Genomic DNA, 16121 nt, shown 5'->3' with positions numbered 1-16121 from the left:
TAATTTAATAAAACTACATAATTATAGACAAAAATTAAAACTATAGTGTATAGTTAACCTTACTATATATCAATTATAACTTTGAAACGTATACATGGTCTAATAGAAAAAAAGAATAGTTAATCATAACTTTTAGTTATAATAAAACCTGTTAATAATTTAACTGTTCAATATAAATATCCTTAGTGTATAATAAAATTATGTTATTTGTAATAATATCAAGGCAATTCCTTGGTTAATTTGTCATAAATAGATAAAGGAGCGCATCTATGTATAGAATTTCTTTTCAACAAATTCGTTACTTTCTCATATTGGCTGAAGTCCTGAATTTCACTGAAGCCTCAAAATTACTTTATATATCACAACCTGCTCTAAGTAAACAAATTCGTATATTAGAACTGGAATTAGGCTTATCTCTTTTTACTCGCAATAATCAATCTGTATCACTAACACCTAGTGGTTACTCACTTTTCAAAGAGTGGAGCATTTTAGAAGAAAATTTCAATGAATCTATTTCCAATGCTAAATTATTAAGCAATACATATACAGGTTCATTGAATATTGGTAATATTGAAACTTTTCATAGTGATGAAGCTATACTTGAATTAGTAGAATTGTTTCATGAAAAATATCCAAATATAACTGTTAATTTAGAAACCTATGGTTTTAAAGACTTACGCGATAAATTCAATTCTAAAGCATTGGATATAGTATTTATACCTTATTTTGAATTAGCAGCTTATAAAGATGTTGAGTCTAGTCACTTTCAGGAAACACAAATGGCCATTGCAGTCCCTACTTCTAATCCATTATCTAAATTAGATAATGTTACATTAAAAGACTTAGCTGACCAACCTTTTATTGTAATTTCTCCTGAAGAATCAGCTAATGGAATTGAAAGAGTAAAGAACACTTGCAGAATACACGGTTTTTCTCCAAATATAATAAAACACACAAAAAATATGAATTCATTAATTCTTGCAGTTAAAAATGGTGAGGGTGTTACCATATGTAATAATAAAATAACTCTTGATAAAAAAATTCGTTTATATGAATATGATAACCCTCAAAAAGATTCAGATATTTTTGCAGCCTGGAGATCAAACAATACTAAAATAGAATTGAATTTTTTTAAAACAGAGCTTTTAAATCGAAACCCTAATTCTATCTAACATATTATTTAACTCTATTAATGATAACTTTTTGAATAAATCTTTACATAACAAATTTGTTCAAATTAATTTCCAAACATAAAATAGCTTCAAGGTTAACTTAAACCTTGAAGCTATTTTATGTAGTTATTTTTATTCTGCCTATATTCATATAGGGCTTTTCTAATGCAAATACACTATATGAATATGTTTTATTTCATTAGGTTCTAATTTACATTTATAAACTAAATTATTATTATTAACACTAACTACCTCTGCTCTAATTTGTGGTATTGAAAAACTATTTAAATATTTTATTTCTTCTGGACCTACATTTGAAGTATCCTTATATCCCATTCTCTTCCATTCATCTTGTATACTACCTATATTTTTATTAATGGTTCTAGTTTTAATTAAGTATTTACTGTTTGGTATATTACTAATCTTAAATGTAATATTTAGTTTTTCATCATCATCATAATACTCATACATGTTATCCAATGATAATTCTTTTGAACTTTTAGTATAATACTTATAGTTTAATTTCTTACAATTATGACAAACAATCTGAAAACTACGATTACCTGATGCACTTACAAAACAATTATCATCACTTGTTACATAATATTTATCTGTTTTATTAAAGAAATTATAAGCATAATAAGCAGGCTTTTTCATTCCCTTGCCACATATTATACCTGTTAAGCCTTCAACTATCCCATTACCACTTATTCTTGACAATAAATCTAATGGGGTAATCAAACTCAAGCCTTCAACTTTATTAAAACATTCAATTATATTTCTTACAATGTTGGCTCCTCTATAGCAGGAATCGTTTAAAATATTATTTTTACCTTGAAATTCTTCCCATTGAGTAAAATATATTTTTAAATTTAAATTCATATTAGACATAATTTCAGTTACTAAATTATATTGACTTAATATATAATTGGTATCCGTAACTTTACTAATAGATTCTTTATCATCGATTTTTCTAAACGTATACGGAGTAATTGAAAGTGTTAAATATTGTAGTTCAATATTATTTTTAAGCATCGCTTTAAAATACTCTTTTAAATTCAAACCATCCTGATCTAAAAATAAACCTGGTCCTGTTAGTTTTTTTCCTACATTATAATCTGCTAATATTTGTTCAATATTCTTATATATCTGTGCATATTCATAATAGTTAGTTCCGTTATACAATAATTCAAAAGTCATATTTTGAACTTGTGTACCATACCTATTTACTAAAAAGTTTAATAAACTTTTAAATAAATAAACAATTTCTTTATCATAATGATTGTTTAAATCTAACACCAACCATATTCCAATCCTTAATTCCATTAAAAAATCCAAAGCATTTTGTAATTCATAAAATTCAGTATCCTCAAAATTTATAATAACTCTAGCATTCTCAAATTTTAATTCTTCCTTAAGTAATTTTAGTTGATTACATATCTTTTCATTTAACAAATCTTTAGTTAACCCAAAATTAACTACTTTAGCCCAATAACGATTATATTCTAATAACTGATTAGGATCTATATTTATTTCCTTATCAAAAACAACTTGTTTTTCATTATTAATATTAACCAAACTCTTCTTAATTTCATAATCAGCAATCTCCATTTTGCTATTAGCATCTCTATTTTCTAGTTTTTTACGATATTTAGTTGGATTAATATTATATTTTTCATAAAATACCTTAGTAAACGATGTAATATTAGGAAACCCATTATCCAATGCAACCTTAGTTATAGTGTTTTTGGGATTATTTAAATCATTTAATGCGTGATTCAAGCGAACATTATTTAAATATTTTAAAAATGTAGTACCAGTTTTTTCTTTAAAATATTTAGCAAAGTATTGTGGTGACAAATATAATGAATTGGCAACCTCCTCTAATTTAATGCTATATTTATAATTACTTTCTATATAATCAGTTATTTCGATCATTCTCTTATCATCATCACTAAATGATATGGCAGTATTAGCAAAATTATTTAGTAAATATATAACTAAATCACTACTATATCTTAGATAATACATATTCCTGTATTCACTATCATCAAAATGGCAATTAAGTATTTTCTTAATAATATTTTTTAAATCAGCATAATTTTCGTTATCTTCTATAATTGAGTTACATACAAAAATTTTATTTGTATCATTAATTAATTTTCTCAGTTCATAATAATCTATTGTTAATATAACATATATTGCTTGATTAACATCAGATATAACATAATTTTTCATAGAATTTATTACTATAACATCATCGTTATTTAAAATATATTCTAATCCATCTACTTTAATATTAATCTTACCCTCTAAACAATATACTATCTCAATATCTCTACTAGATTTAGTTATACTCTCATTCTTAAAAAACTTATAGTTCACTAATTTATTTTTCATATTTATTCCTCAACACAAAAATAATAACGTTAATAATTGATACAATGTAGCTAATAATAATTCTGCACTTTATTTTAAGATTATACTTATTTAAAAAATATAAGTCAATTAATTAAATCTAATCATTTACATAAACTGTTCCTATAACATTCTTATACCAATAATATGATTTTTTAGGAATACGATTATAAGTTCCTTCCCCGTGATCATTAGCATCTACGTAGATAAAACCATATCTTTTTTCTAAACTACCTGTAGATAATCCCACTAAATCTATAGCACTCCAAGGCATGTAACCAATTAGTTCAACACCATCTATAATAGCTTCTTTTATTATTTTAACATGCTCTCTAAGGTAATTAATTCTGTAGTCATCGTTAATTTGTCCATTTTCAACTACATCACGTGCTCCTAGTCCATTTTCAACTATCATAATTGGTATTTGATATCTATCATAAATATTATTTAAGAAATATCTAAGTCCAAGAGGATCTATTTGCCATCCCCATTCAGAGGCTTCTAAATATTTATTCTTTAATCCTGAAATTAAATTTCCTGCTGCTTTACCTGCTCCCGCAGCTTCTCCCTCATTATTCCCACTAACACAACTAGTCATATAGTAACTGCACGAGTAGAAATCAACGGTGCCTTCTTTTAAAATTTCATAATCCTCTTCTTTAATATCCAAAACAATATTATTGTCATCAAAGTATCTTTGTGAATAACTAGGATAATATCCTCTAATCATAATATCAGAACAGTACATATTCATAATTTGTTCTTGTTGCTTTGCGGCAAACACATCTTTGGGGTTACAAGTTAATGGATAATTACACATAGCTGCAATCATTAGACCAACTTTAGCTTCTGGAATAATTTCATGTGCTAATCTAACTGCTTTTGCACTTGCTACAAATTGATGATGTAAACATTGATATCTCAACTGTAAAGTATTTTCTGAAGAATTCATACGCATATAAACTCCTCCAGCTGTCATAATACCAAATGGCACTAGTAGGCAGTTAATCTCATTAAATGTAATCCAATACTTAACTTTTTCTTTATAACGCTTAAATATAGTATCACAATATTTTAAATAATGATCAATCATTTCACGATTTGACCATCCACCTTTTTTAGCTAAATTTAATGGTGGTTCATAATGGGAAATAGTAACAATTGGTTCTATTCCATATCTAGCTAATTCATCAAATAAATCATCATAAAATTTTAACCCTGCTTCATTTGGTTCAGCATCATCTCCATTTGGATAAATTCTAGTCCATCCAATTGACATACGATAACCTTTTAACCCCATATCAGCCATTAATTTTATATCATCTTTAAATCTATGATAGAAATCACTAGCTTTGTGTGAAGAATAATATTCACCATCTATTACTTCATCAGTTTCTTTACGCATGCCAGAGTTAAAGTCAGTTGCAAGAATATCAGCTACACTAATGCCTTTTCCATCTTCATTCCATGCTCCTTCAACTTGATTAGCAGCTGTAGATGCACCCCAAAGAAAATCATCTTTGAAAATATCCCTATTCGACATTCAATATAACCTCTCCTTCTTTTACTGTTAATTTATCTGTAGCTGAAATTTCATTAAAGTTATCAGAATTAGTAATTATTACTGGTGTTGTTAAATCGTAACCAGCTTCTTTAATTTTATCTATATCAAACTTAACTAAAATATCACCTTTTTTAACTATGCTTCCAACAGATACTTTAGCAGAAAAATATTTACCATTCAATTCAACTGTATTTAATCCTACATGGATTAATAATTCTAAACCATCATTTCTTTTAATTCCAATAGCATGATTTGTAGGAAATAGTGCTGCTATCTCTCCATCAAATGGTGCTATTATCTCTCCTTTTTCAGGAATAATTGCACAGCCTTTTCCCATTGCTTCGCCTGAAAAAGCTGGATCTTTAACATCTTTTAAAGGAATTACTTTACCTTTCAATGGAGCTGAAACTTCTTTTAATTCACCACTATCAAGATCCTTAAATCCAACTATATAAGTTAATGCAAAGGTTACTGCAAATGCTAAAATCACTGTTACTATTACCCATATAAATGAACTTCTCTCACCTATGAAAATTGGTAAAGATGCAATACTTGGTCCAACAAAACTATAAGCTGTCACTTTTACTAATCCTTCAAAACATCCAACTATAAATGAAGCAATTATTACACAAATAAGTGGTTTTTTAAGTCTTAAGTTAACTCCATATAATGCAGGTTCTGTAATTCCGAATAATGCTGAAGTAGCTCCTGAAATAGCTGTACCTTTTAAGCCTTTATTCTTTGTCTTAAATGCAACAGCTGCTGCAGCACCAGCTTGAGCAATATTCGCTGCTAATCCACCAACAATAAATACATTATCAAAGCCTTGAGTTGCAAACATTTGAACAATCAAAGGAATTGTAGCATTATGTGCGCCTGTTAATACCATCAACGGGAAAAGTGCTGCGTTAATTCCAACTGCAAACCAACCCCAACTTTGCATTAAAGTAGCAAATCCGTTAAAGAAGATTCCTATTACTTGTCCAATCGGACCAACTATAAATAGTACAATTGGAAAAGTGATCAATAATGTAAGCATTGGTTGTAAAAATGCTTTGAATATATCTGGACTTACCTTCTCTGCAAGCTTTTCTACATATTTCATAATTGCAATAGCTAACATAACAGTAATTGCTTGTGAACTATAGTCAAAGATCGTAAAATTAACTCCAAATAAACTACTAGTAGAACCCGCTGCTCCAATTTCTGCCCACTTAGGGTAAAATAATGAAGCTGCAATTACTAATGCTAAAGATATTTGAACCTCGAATTTTTTCGCAGCTGTATACGCCACAAATATAGGTAAGAAATAAAGTACAGTATCTGATAAAATATATAGAGTTTTATATGTAGTTGATGCTGAATTTAGCATCCCTGCTGTTGTTAAAATTGATAATAATACCTTAATCATTCCACATCCAGCTAAAGCAGGAATAATAGGAGCAAAACAACTAATTAATATATCTAAAATACTGTTACTATAATCTTTAATAGTTTTCTTTTTAGCTATAGAAGAATTACTTGTTAGTTCTTTTTCACCTGTTAATTTAATAACTTCTTTATAAACATCACCTACTGACTGTCCTATAATTACTTGATATTGACCACTTCCTGTATTTACTGATATTACTTCTTGCAATGCTTCAATTGCTGCTGTGTCAGCTTTTGACTCATCAACTAATTCAAATCTTAATCTTGTAACACAATGAGTTACTTTTTTAATATTTTCTTTTCCACCAACTTTTTCTAATATTGTACTTGCAACTTTAGAATAATTCATCTTCATATCCCCTTATCTTAAAATTATAAGATTAAAAGCGCTTTTTAACTTTAATATTATTATGCAGGAAATTAAATTTATTCTCTTCTATATTATTAACTATTAATTCATTAAAACTTAGCATAGTAGATTATGTGTAATTATTTACAATTAATAATTGACACTTAATTATTAATCACAAAGAATTTGGAGTTACTTCTAATATTATCTTAACCACTAATAATATACTTAATAAATCCTTCTTCTGGATCAATATCTATTCCATCCCCAAGGAATTTGGATGTTAATATTGTTAAATTCATCAAAATTTTTTATATATGTAAAAAATTCAATCAAATCATTAATATAATGTTATTTTTATTGTACCTAACTACAAAAACTGCCATACTAATTATTTTAGCGTGACAGTTTTTTCTGGTATAAAACTATTGTTTAGTTTGGGTATGCAAGATCGTTTAGTGCTTTTTCATTCAAAATTTTGTATCCAGATATAGTTTTTTCTAGCATTCCTTTCTTTATAAAGTCTGCCATAACATACAAAAGATGGCGGTAAGTCACAGCAAGATATTCAGCAGCCTCGACATGCTTTTCAGAATAGATACCTTCATGAGCTGTGAGTTTGATAAATCGAGCAAGGCGGTTCTCTAGAGGATATGCCATATTGTATGTGTATTTAAGCGAGCTATCAACAGCTTTTTTACTAAGATATATGCAAAGTTCCCTCAAAAATATTGAATCACTTAATAACATTTCACTGATTTGCTTTATTGGCATGGCAATACAGGTTACTGTAGTTAATGCCTGCACTCCAATAGCATCCCTTTGAGCCTTAAGAAGCTCCATTTCACCTATAAAACATTCTGCATGCAAAAAATTTACTAAGGACAGCCTGCCATCATTTAACGTGATATAAACCTTTGCTTGACCTTCTACCATAAAATAAAAAAAATCAGGAATCTGACCTTCACATAATATAAATTCATGCGGTTCAAAACGATGTAATTGGGCAAATGGGATAATTTCTGTAGAAAAGTAATTGAAAAAACCTGAACCTTCGGCAGTATTCTTGATTTGCTCCAAAGATGTAATTCGCTCCATGGTTACCTCCAACTATATGAGATTTCTCATATTATTGTATAATATGTTTTGCTATAATACAATTAACCAATACGAATGGCTGAGTGAAATATTGGATAGATAATTTCAAGCTTTTTAGTATATATATTTACCACTTTGAATAACAATACTATACTAAATCGCCCTAAAATTTTAACAATGTATTGGGAATATTAATGAAGGGATTGAAATAAACTATGATCGATAAAAAAATATTAATAGAAAAATCATTTGAAGCTCAAAAGTTCTGTTATACTCCATACTCTAATTTTAATGTAGGCGCAGCCCTACTTTGTGCTGATGGAACAATATATCAAGGATGTAATATAGAAAATGCCGCATTTACCCCAACAAACTGCGCAGAAAGAACTGCTTTCTTTAAAGCGATTTCTGAAGGACATAAAGATTTTATAGCTATAGCAGTCGTAGGAAATAAAGCTGGAGTAAAACCTGGAGATGGAGACTTCTGTGCACCTTGTGCAGTATGCAGGCAAGTTATGGCAGAATTCTGTGATTTACAAACTTTTAAAGTAATTATTGCCAAAAGCACAGAAGAGTACTTAGAGCATACATTAGAGGAACTCCTTCCATTAGCATTTACTCCGAAAAACCTAAAATAAAATTACTTATATTAAAATATTCCTGTATAATGATTATAAAAATATATATCCTTTAAAATATCGTATTATTGAGAATTGAACTGCTCCCTATCAAGTAGACAGGAAGCAGTTCAAATTAAATTTAACGATATTTTTTTAATGCTTTTACACTTCTAATACTAATTTTACTCCACCGTAAATCCCTGCATCATTTCCAAGCTTTGCAAGTTCAAATTTTGTACCCTCACATGCATGGAAAGCTTTTTCAATAAAGTGCTTTCTTATAACATTTATAAGAATCATTCCTGCCTTTGATACTCCTCCACCAATTACAAAAACTTCTGGATCACATACACAAGAAACATTAGCAAGTGCACCACCCAATTTTTCACCTAAATCTTCAACTAATATGTTAGCTAGCTCATCGCCTTCTTTTGCTGCATCAAATATTAATTTTGCGGTAATTTCACTGGAATTTCTTAATGAAGAAGGTCTTTCTTTACTGCTTAAAAGTTTTTGCGCTTCTTTTACAATTCCTGTAGCAGATGCATATTGCTCTAAACAGCCTGTCTTTCCACATCCACAAATTTCAGTTTCATTTTTAACAACTTTAATATGACCAATTTCTCCACCTGCACCATTTGTTCCTGAAATTACATTTCCATCTATAATAATTCCACCGCCAACACCTGTTCCAAGCGTCACCATTACTACATTTTTATAGCCTTTTCCTCCACCTTGCCACATTTCCCCAAGGGCTGCAACATTAGCGTCATTTCCTGCTTTCACTGGAATATCAATCATTTCACTTAAAGTTTCCTCTACATTAAAAATTCCCCATCCAAGGTTAACACATTTTAAAACAGTTCCATCACTACTAACTGGCCCTGGAACTCCAAGACCTACACCAGCAATATCATTTCTATGAATTCCTTTTTCCTTCATCTTAGCTTTTATTTCCTTGGAAATATCCTCTAAAATATATTTTCCATTCTTCTCTTTTCTAGTTACAACTTCCCACTTATCTAATAAGGTTCCATCTACTTTGAATATTCCCATTTTTATTGTAGTTCCACCTATATCTATTCCAAATCCGTAATTTCTCATTTATTTTTTCTCCTTTTTTCTTCTTCATATTTTAGTAAACATTTGTTATTTTAAATTAATTATATATTAGGTTCTATTTGATTAAACTCATAAGTTATAAATTGTCTAGTTGTTAAAAGATAAGAGGTAAACCTACACGATAAATTGGTAACTATCACCAAAACTACAATTCTATATAAGAAGAACTGAGGAATATAACATTCCCCAGCTCTCGTGAGTTTATCCGATAGCTAGCATCCGTAATACTCCCTCTTCTTTAAGTTGGAGATGACGGCTGCACGCTCCTGGATAAGTTCAACTAAGATTCAGATGGGGATCACCCCCACCTGAATTAAGTTTCACTTTATATAAAAAATTAGATAAAAGTTATTATGAGATGGCTTCTTATTATAGTTCTACTGGCTTACCAGTTTCAGCTGATTTATAGATTGCTTCTAATATTTGTGTTACTACAAATGCTTGTTCAGGTTTAACTAATGGTTCTGTATCATTTAAGATAGCATCTATCCATTGAATAGCTTCTGCATCACGTTGTTCTAAGTTACCTGCTCCTTCAAATCCAAATACTCCGCCTGCATCTGAAGGTTGAGTTTGAACTAATTTACCATGAGCAGCTTTATTAAATATAGTATATCCTTGGTCAGCAAAAGCTAATCCAAACATTTCAGCCCCAGCATCTGTTCCACATAATGTTACTTGAGCTTCTTTTGGATTAATCATGTTTAATGCCCAAGCAGCTTCTAAGTATATAGTTGCACCATTTTCCATCTTAATGAATCCAAAAGCTGAATCTTCTACTTCATAAGTTTTTGGATCCCATGGTCCAAACATGTTACCTTCTGGTCCATGTTCTAATGTTCCTAATTTTTGATAAACTGATCCAAATACAGTTTTTGGTTTGTAGTTATCCATAAACCATAATGTTAAGTCTAAAGCATGAGTTCCGATATCGATTAATGGACCTCCACCTTGCTTAGATTTATCCGGGAATACTCCCCATGTAGGAACTCCTCTACGTCTTATAGCATGAGCTTTTGCCATGTATATATCACCTAATTCACCATTTGCACAAGCTTCTTTTGTTTCAAGTGAATCAGAACGGAAACGATTTTGATATCCTATAGTTAATTTCTTTCCTGTTCTCTTAGCAGCATCTAACATTAATTGTGCTTCAGCACTGTTAATTGCCATTGGCTTTTCACACATTACATGTTTTCCAGCTTCTAAAGAAGCAACTGTAATTTCTGAGTGTGATACATTGGGAGTTAATACGTGAATAACATCAATGCTTTCATCTTTGATTAACTCTTTATAATCAGTATAAACTTTAGCATCAGGTGTTCCATATTTTTTTGAAGCTTCTATAGCTCTTTCTTCAATAATGTCACAAAATGCAACTAATTCAACCTTATTTGTTAACTTTGCTAATGCAGGAAAATGCTTTCCATTTGCAATTCCACCACAACCGATAAAACCAATTTTTAATTTTTTCATTGTTATCTACCTCTCTTTTTTAATTTATAGTAATCATAGTGTTTAGTTTATTGATTTATTTTGATTTAATTATTATCTATAAAATAATTAATCTTTTTTTATATAATTTCTGTCCCTTAAGACATCTTTATTGTACCTTTTTAACCTTTGTAAACGCATTCTTTTAATTGTTCATTTTTATCTATAATCTTGTTAAAATAATATTTTTTTTGATTTAATAAAAAAAATATTAATAAATTGATTAAAAATATTAATCTACTCACATGTATTTATAAATCAAAAAACTATTTTACTTTTAGATTTTCTAAAAATAAAATAGTTTTTTTACATTCTATATAATCTTTTTTAATTTGCACAAAACGTATTTATTTAAATTCTAATAGAACTGTAAATTAAATATTTTCACCATTACTTCTTATGCATTCTTTGTACCAATAGAAAGAGTCCTTTTTATATCGTTCTAAGGTTCCATTACCATCATTATCTTTGTCTACATAGATAAAGCCATATCTCTTTTTCATTTCACCTGTTCCAGCACTGACAAGATCTATACACCCCCATGGAGTGTATCCCATCAGTTCTACTCCATCTTCTAATACAGCCTTTTTAATTTCTTCTACATGTCTTCTGAAATAATCAATTCGATAAATATCATGAATTCTACCATCTTCTTCAACCTTATCTACTGCTCCCAATCCATTTTCCACAATAAATAGTGGAACTTGATACCTGTCATATAGCCAATTTAAGGTAATACGAAGCCCTACTGGATCTATCTGCCATCCCCATTCACTAGCTGGCAAAAGCGGATTTTTGTATCCACTGATTTCATTTCCCTCACTCTTATTCTGATCTGTTGGACTAGCGATTGCCACCGAGCTGGAATAATAGCTAAAACCTATAAAATCAACTGTGCCTTCTTTAAGTATGATTTCATCTTCTGACAAAGTTTCAATTACTAACTGATTTTTTTCTAAAAATTTGTAATAAGAATTAGGATACTTTCCTCTTACATGAACATCTAAGAACATATATGCCTGTTGAAGCTTCTTTACATGTGCAAGCACATCTTGTGGATCGCAAGTTGCAGCATATGATGTTGGATGAAGAAACATTGCACCTATAACAAATTCTGGATTAATCTCCCTACCAAGTTTTACTGCCTTTGCACTAGCTACCAGCATATAATGAGCTGCTTGATATTCCGTTTGTAGCTTATTTTCTCCTTGGGCAAATTTTATTCCACCAGGTTTCCAAGGCTTTCTAACAATCATATTTATTTCATTAAAGGTCATCCAATACTTAACTTTATCCTTGTATCGAGTAAATATAGTTTTGCAATAATTAAGATAGAAATCAATTAATCTTCTATTTCTCCATCCACCGTATTTTATAACTAAATTATAAGGCATTTCAAAATGAGATATTGTTATTACTGGCTGAATTCCATATTTAAGACAAGTGTTAAACATATCATCGTAGAATTTAAGACCTTCCTCATTTGGTTCACTTTCATCTCCATTTGGAAAGATTCTTGTCCAGGCAATGCTAGTTCTAAAACATTTAAAGCCCATTTCATGGAACAAAGCTATATCTTCTTTGTATCTAGAATAAAAATCACTTGCTTCATGATTCGGATAGTATACCCCATTTACAATTCCATCAGTGATTTCTCTTTCTACTCCATGGGCACCTGCAGTCATTACATCGCTAACACTTATGCCCTTTCCGCCCTTATTCCATCCGCCTTCAACTTGATTAGCTGCAACAGCACCTCCCCATAAAAAATTCTCTGGTAATTTACTCATGAGTACCTCCTTTTAGGCTTCAATAGTTATTATTGCCTGCTCATTATTTATTACTTTATTAATTTCTAGTGGTTCTACACTCTTAAATGCAGCTGTATTAGTAATAATAACTGGAACTATAGTATCATATCCTGCTGCTTTAATTTCTTCTTTATCAAACTCAATAAGTAGATCTCCTTTTTTTACTATTTGATCTTGCTCTACATGTGCTGTAAAATGTTTGCCCTCTAATTTCACGGTATCTAGTCCTATGTGAATTAACATTTCAATCCCCTCATTCGACTGTAAACCTATAGCATGACGAGTTGGGAATAATGATATTACAGTTCCATCAAATGGAGCATAAACTTTTCCATCTTTTGATTCAATTGCAGCGCCATTACCTAACACTTTTTCTGAAAACATAGGATCGTTTACTTCTGATAAATCTTTTACAATTCCATTCATAGGTGAATTAATAGTAATCGTTCCTGTTAAATCGTTTACTTTGCTAGTTGAATTTTTTTCTTCAGCTTCTGTACCGCTGCTTTTTTGTATATTTTCTGGTATATCTTCTTCACCTATACCAATAATTAGAACTCCAATAAATGCTAAAGCCATACTTATTCCAACACCAATTAAAATATGAACATAACTACTTGCAATATATGTTGGTAGTGCTAATAATCCTGGTAAAATCAAAGCAGTTGCTCCACCGCCCCAGAAGTTTATGTAAGCAGCTCCAATACCGCCTGCAACCATAGCACATATAAATGGCTTTTTATACTTCAAGTTAAATCCGAATATAGCTGGTTCTGTAATTCCAAATAATGCTGTCACTCCACTAGTTAATGCACCTGACTTGTTAGCTTTGTTTTTCAATAAGAAGAATACTGAAAGACATGCTCCAGCTTGAGCTAAGTTTCCAGTTAAATTTGCTGGTGATATTACAGAATAACCATACTCTGCTATAAGCTGACTGTTTATTGGCGTAATTGCATAATGCATACCAAATATAATTAATACTGGTCTAAATGTACCAAATAAAAATGAACCAATTACACCATTAGCAGTATATAAATATGTTACAACTTTTGCTACAGTAGTACCAATATATGTTCCAAAAGGTCCAATAGCAATTAATTCAAGTGGAACCATAATAAACAATACAAGCATAGGAACAAATAATACCTTAAACATATCTGGAATTAATTTATCAATATATCTATATACATAACTCATTACCCATACAGATATAATAATTGGAATAATTGTTGTCTTATAGTTCACAAGAAGAACAGGTAATCCAAAAAAACTTAAGCTTGTAATCCCTGTCTTTGCAGCAGTATCTGCTCCATTCATAATTGTAGGATACATATATACCCCTGCTAAGGCAACAGCTAAAAATTCACTTGTTTTGAATTTCTTTGCTGCACTTACTGCAAGGAAGAAAGGAAAGAAATAAAATATCAAATCACTAATTAAATTAAATACTTGATAAGCTCCACTAGTTGTAGCAATAAGTTTAGTAGTTGTCATAATCGCAAGCAATGACTTTATCATACCACAACCTATTAATACAGGAATAACTGGTCCAAATACACCTGAGATGGTTTCTACAACCCTCGCCACAGGATTTTTTTTAATTTGTACGCCCTTAACTTCTATGTTGCCTTGATCTAAGTCAACCATTTCACTTACAGCATCAAATACTCCTTTTACTTTTGCACCTATGATAATCTGCAACTGACCACTTTTAAATTGTGATTTTAAAACTCCTTCTAGCCTATCAAGTGCTTTTAAATTAACAGATTCTTCATTCTTAACATTAAACCTTAATCTTGTAGCACAGTGAGTTACATAAGTTATATTGCTTTTTCCGACTATGTCCAATATTTGCTTTGCTAAATCTTCATTCTTCATTATTCATCCCCCTTTTTACTTACGTTAATTATTTTCCACCAGCAAAATTGTATAACATTCTCTCACGTAAAACTGATGTATCTTTTCCAAATACCTCTGCAATCTTATATGCAAATGGATATGGTGTAGCGGGTCCTTGACTTGTAACAATATTTTTATCTGCTACAACCACTTCATTTATAAAAATTCCTCCAATAAGTTTTTCTGCATATCCAGTATATCCAGTTACCTTTTTGCCTTCGATTACCTTTGCATCAGATAATACTACAGTACCAGAGCACATTGCACCTATATATTTATTGTTATCATTGAAATATTGCACCATTTTTATAACTTCTGGATTTTCTTTTAAATTTTGTCCACCTGGGCGTCCTCCTGGTAAAACAACCATATCATATTCTTTTACTTCTTCACCAAAAGCTTTGTCTCCTTCAACATATATTCCATGCATTCCTTTTACCAGCTTATCTCCAAAATAGAATGTATGGCAAGTAAGTCCTGCTCTTCTTAATATATCTACTATAGTTAATGTTTCACCCTCTTCATAACCTTCTGCCATTAAAACTGCTATTTTACTCATAATCTTCGTCCTATTCTGCATTAAATGCATTAAAATAAACCATACGATTTTTAACTGCTAAACTATCTCCGCCAAGTACATCCACTAATTTATAAGCAAAAGCGTAAGCAGTTGCTGGCCCACGACTAGTAATTAAATTACCATCCACCACAACACTATCTTCTTTAAATGTACCTGTTGTTTCTATCTTTTCATCATAACCTGCATATGCTGTGAAATTTTTACCTTCTAATACACCTGCTTTTCCTAAAGCAATTGGTGCTGCACACATAGCACATACAAACTTAACTGCATTATTCATTTCTTTCAAAAGCTTAATCACTTTATCATCATCTCTTAAATTTGTGGCTCCTGGTAATCCTCCTGGAAGTACAATCATATCGTATTCCTTTACATCATCGCTAATAATTGCATCTGCTTTAACAACAATATCATGACAACCGGAAACTTTTTCTTCTGCTATACTGATCATGTGGCACTCAATATTGGCCCTTCTTATAATATCAACAATAGTTAATGCCTCTCCTTCTTCAAACCCTTCTGCTAACATAACTGCAACTTTACTCATATTCACATCCTCC

Annotated in this window: 12 protein-coding genes; 2 read left to right on the top strand and 10 right to left on the bottom strand. The window is 30.3% G+C overall.

Going from position 1 to position 16121, the window contains the following annotated elements; all coding sequences use genetic code 11:
• Nucleotides 1–269: 269 nt before the first annotated feature.
• Nucleotides 270–1172, top strand: a complete 903-nt coding sequence (locus tag GXK56_RS17230; RefSeq protein ID WP_160689652.1) for a LysR family transcriptional regulator — start codon at nt 270–272, stop codon at nt 1170–1172.
• A gap of 162 nt (nt 1173–1334) precedes the next feature.
• On the opposite strand, the gene GXK56_RS17225 is transcribed toward GXK56_RS17230, so the two are convergent.
• From GXK56_RS17225 to yeiL, 4 genes are all read right to left on the bottom strand, one after another.
• The gene (locus GXK56_RS17225; protein WP_160689650.1) at nt 1335–3572 is read right to left on the bottom strand and encodes a helix-turn-helix domain-containing protein; all 2238 of its coding nucleotides are present in this window, start codon (nt 3570–3572) and stop codon (nt 1335–1337) included.
• 118 nt (nt 3573–3690) lie between these two features.
• The gene (locus tag GXK56_RS17220) at nt 3691–5133 is read right to left on the bottom strand and encodes a glycoside hydrolase family 1 protein (protein ID WP_160689648.1); all 1443 of its coding nucleotides are present in this window, start codon (nt 5131–5133) and stop codon (nt 3691–3693) included.
• Nucleotides 5123–6934, bottom strand: coding sequence for a beta-glucoside-specific PTS transporter subunit IIABC (locus GXK56_RS17215; RefSeq protein ID WP_160689646.1), 1812 nt, complete (start codon nt 6932–6934; stop codon nt 5123–5125). Before GXK56_RS17215 ends, GXK56_RS17220 begins: the two co-directional genes overlap by 11 nt.
• Nucleotides 6935–7366: 432 nt before the next feature.
• Nucleotides 7367–8032: a transcriptional regulator YeiL gene (gene yeiL, locus GXK56_RS17210; RefSeq protein ID WP_160689644.1), complete on the bottom strand. Its 666-nt coding sequence runs from the start codon at nt 8030–8032 to the stop codon at nt 7367–7369.
• Between the two features lie 215 nt (nt 8033–8247).
• Here yeiL and GXK56_RS17205 point away from each other — a divergent pair, with 215 nt between their 5' ends.
• Nucleotides 8248–8670 (top strand): cytidine deaminase, encoded by a 423-nt coding sequence (locus GXK56_RS17205; protein WP_160689642.1) that lies wholly within the window; start codon nt 8248–8250, stop codon nt 8668–8670.
• A 144-nt stretch (nt 8671–8814) separates the two neighbouring features.
• Here GXK56_RS17205 and GXK56_RS17200 read toward each other — a convergent pair whose 3' ends face one another.
• From GXK56_RS17200 to GXK56_RS17175, 6 genes are all read right to left on the bottom strand, one after another.
• Entirely contained in the window at nt 8815–9756 is a 942-nt protein-coding gene (locus GXK56_RS17200) for an ROK family glucokinase (RefSeq protein ID WP_160689640.1), read from the bottom strand.
• A 387-nt stretch (nt 9757–10143) separates the two neighbouring features.
• On the bottom strand, nt 10144–11250 hold the full coding sequence (locus GXK56_RS17195; protein ID WP_160689638.1) for a Gfo/Idh/MocA family oxidoreductase: 1107 nt from the start codon (nt 11248–11250) through the stop codon (nt 10144–10146).
• Nucleotides 11251–11642: 392 nt separating this feature from the next.
• Nucleotides 11643–13058, bottom strand: a complete 1416-nt coding sequence (locus GXK56_RS17190) for a 6-phospho-beta-glucosidase (protein WP_160689636.1) — start codon at nt 13056–13058, stop codon at nt 11643–11645.
• A 12-nt stretch (nt 13059–13070) separates the two neighbouring features.
• On the bottom strand, nt 13071–14960 hold the full coding sequence (locus GXK56_RS17185; RefSeq protein WP_160689634.1) for a beta-glucoside-specific PTS transporter subunit IIABC: 1890 nt from the start codon (nt 14958–14960) through the stop codon (nt 13071–13073).
• Between the two features lie 28 nt (nt 14961–14988).
• Nucleotides 14989–15540 carry a DJ-1 family glyoxalase III gene (locus GXK56_RS17180; RefSeq protein ID WP_160689632.1) on the bottom strand — a complete coding sequence of 184 codons (552 nt, stop codon included), beginning with the start codon at nt 15538–15540 and terminating at the stop codon, nt 14989–14991.
• 10 nt (nt 15541–15550) lie between these two features.
• Nucleotides 15551–16108: a DJ-1 family glyoxalase III gene (locus GXK56_RS17175; protein ID WP_160689630.1), complete on the bottom strand. Its 558-nt coding sequence runs from the start codon at nt 16106–16108 to the stop codon at nt 15551–15553.
• Nucleotides 16109–16121: the final 13 nt, after the last annotated feature.

It is taken from the genome of Clostridium sp. C2-6-12 (assembly GCF_009928485.1).
In the GTDB taxonomy this organism is placed as follows: Bacteria; Bacillota; Clostridia; order Clostridiales; family Clostridiaceae; genus Clostridium.
The sequence above is the reverse complement of the archived record's forward strand: the minus strand, read 5'-3'. Positions and strand labels throughout refer to the sequence as shown.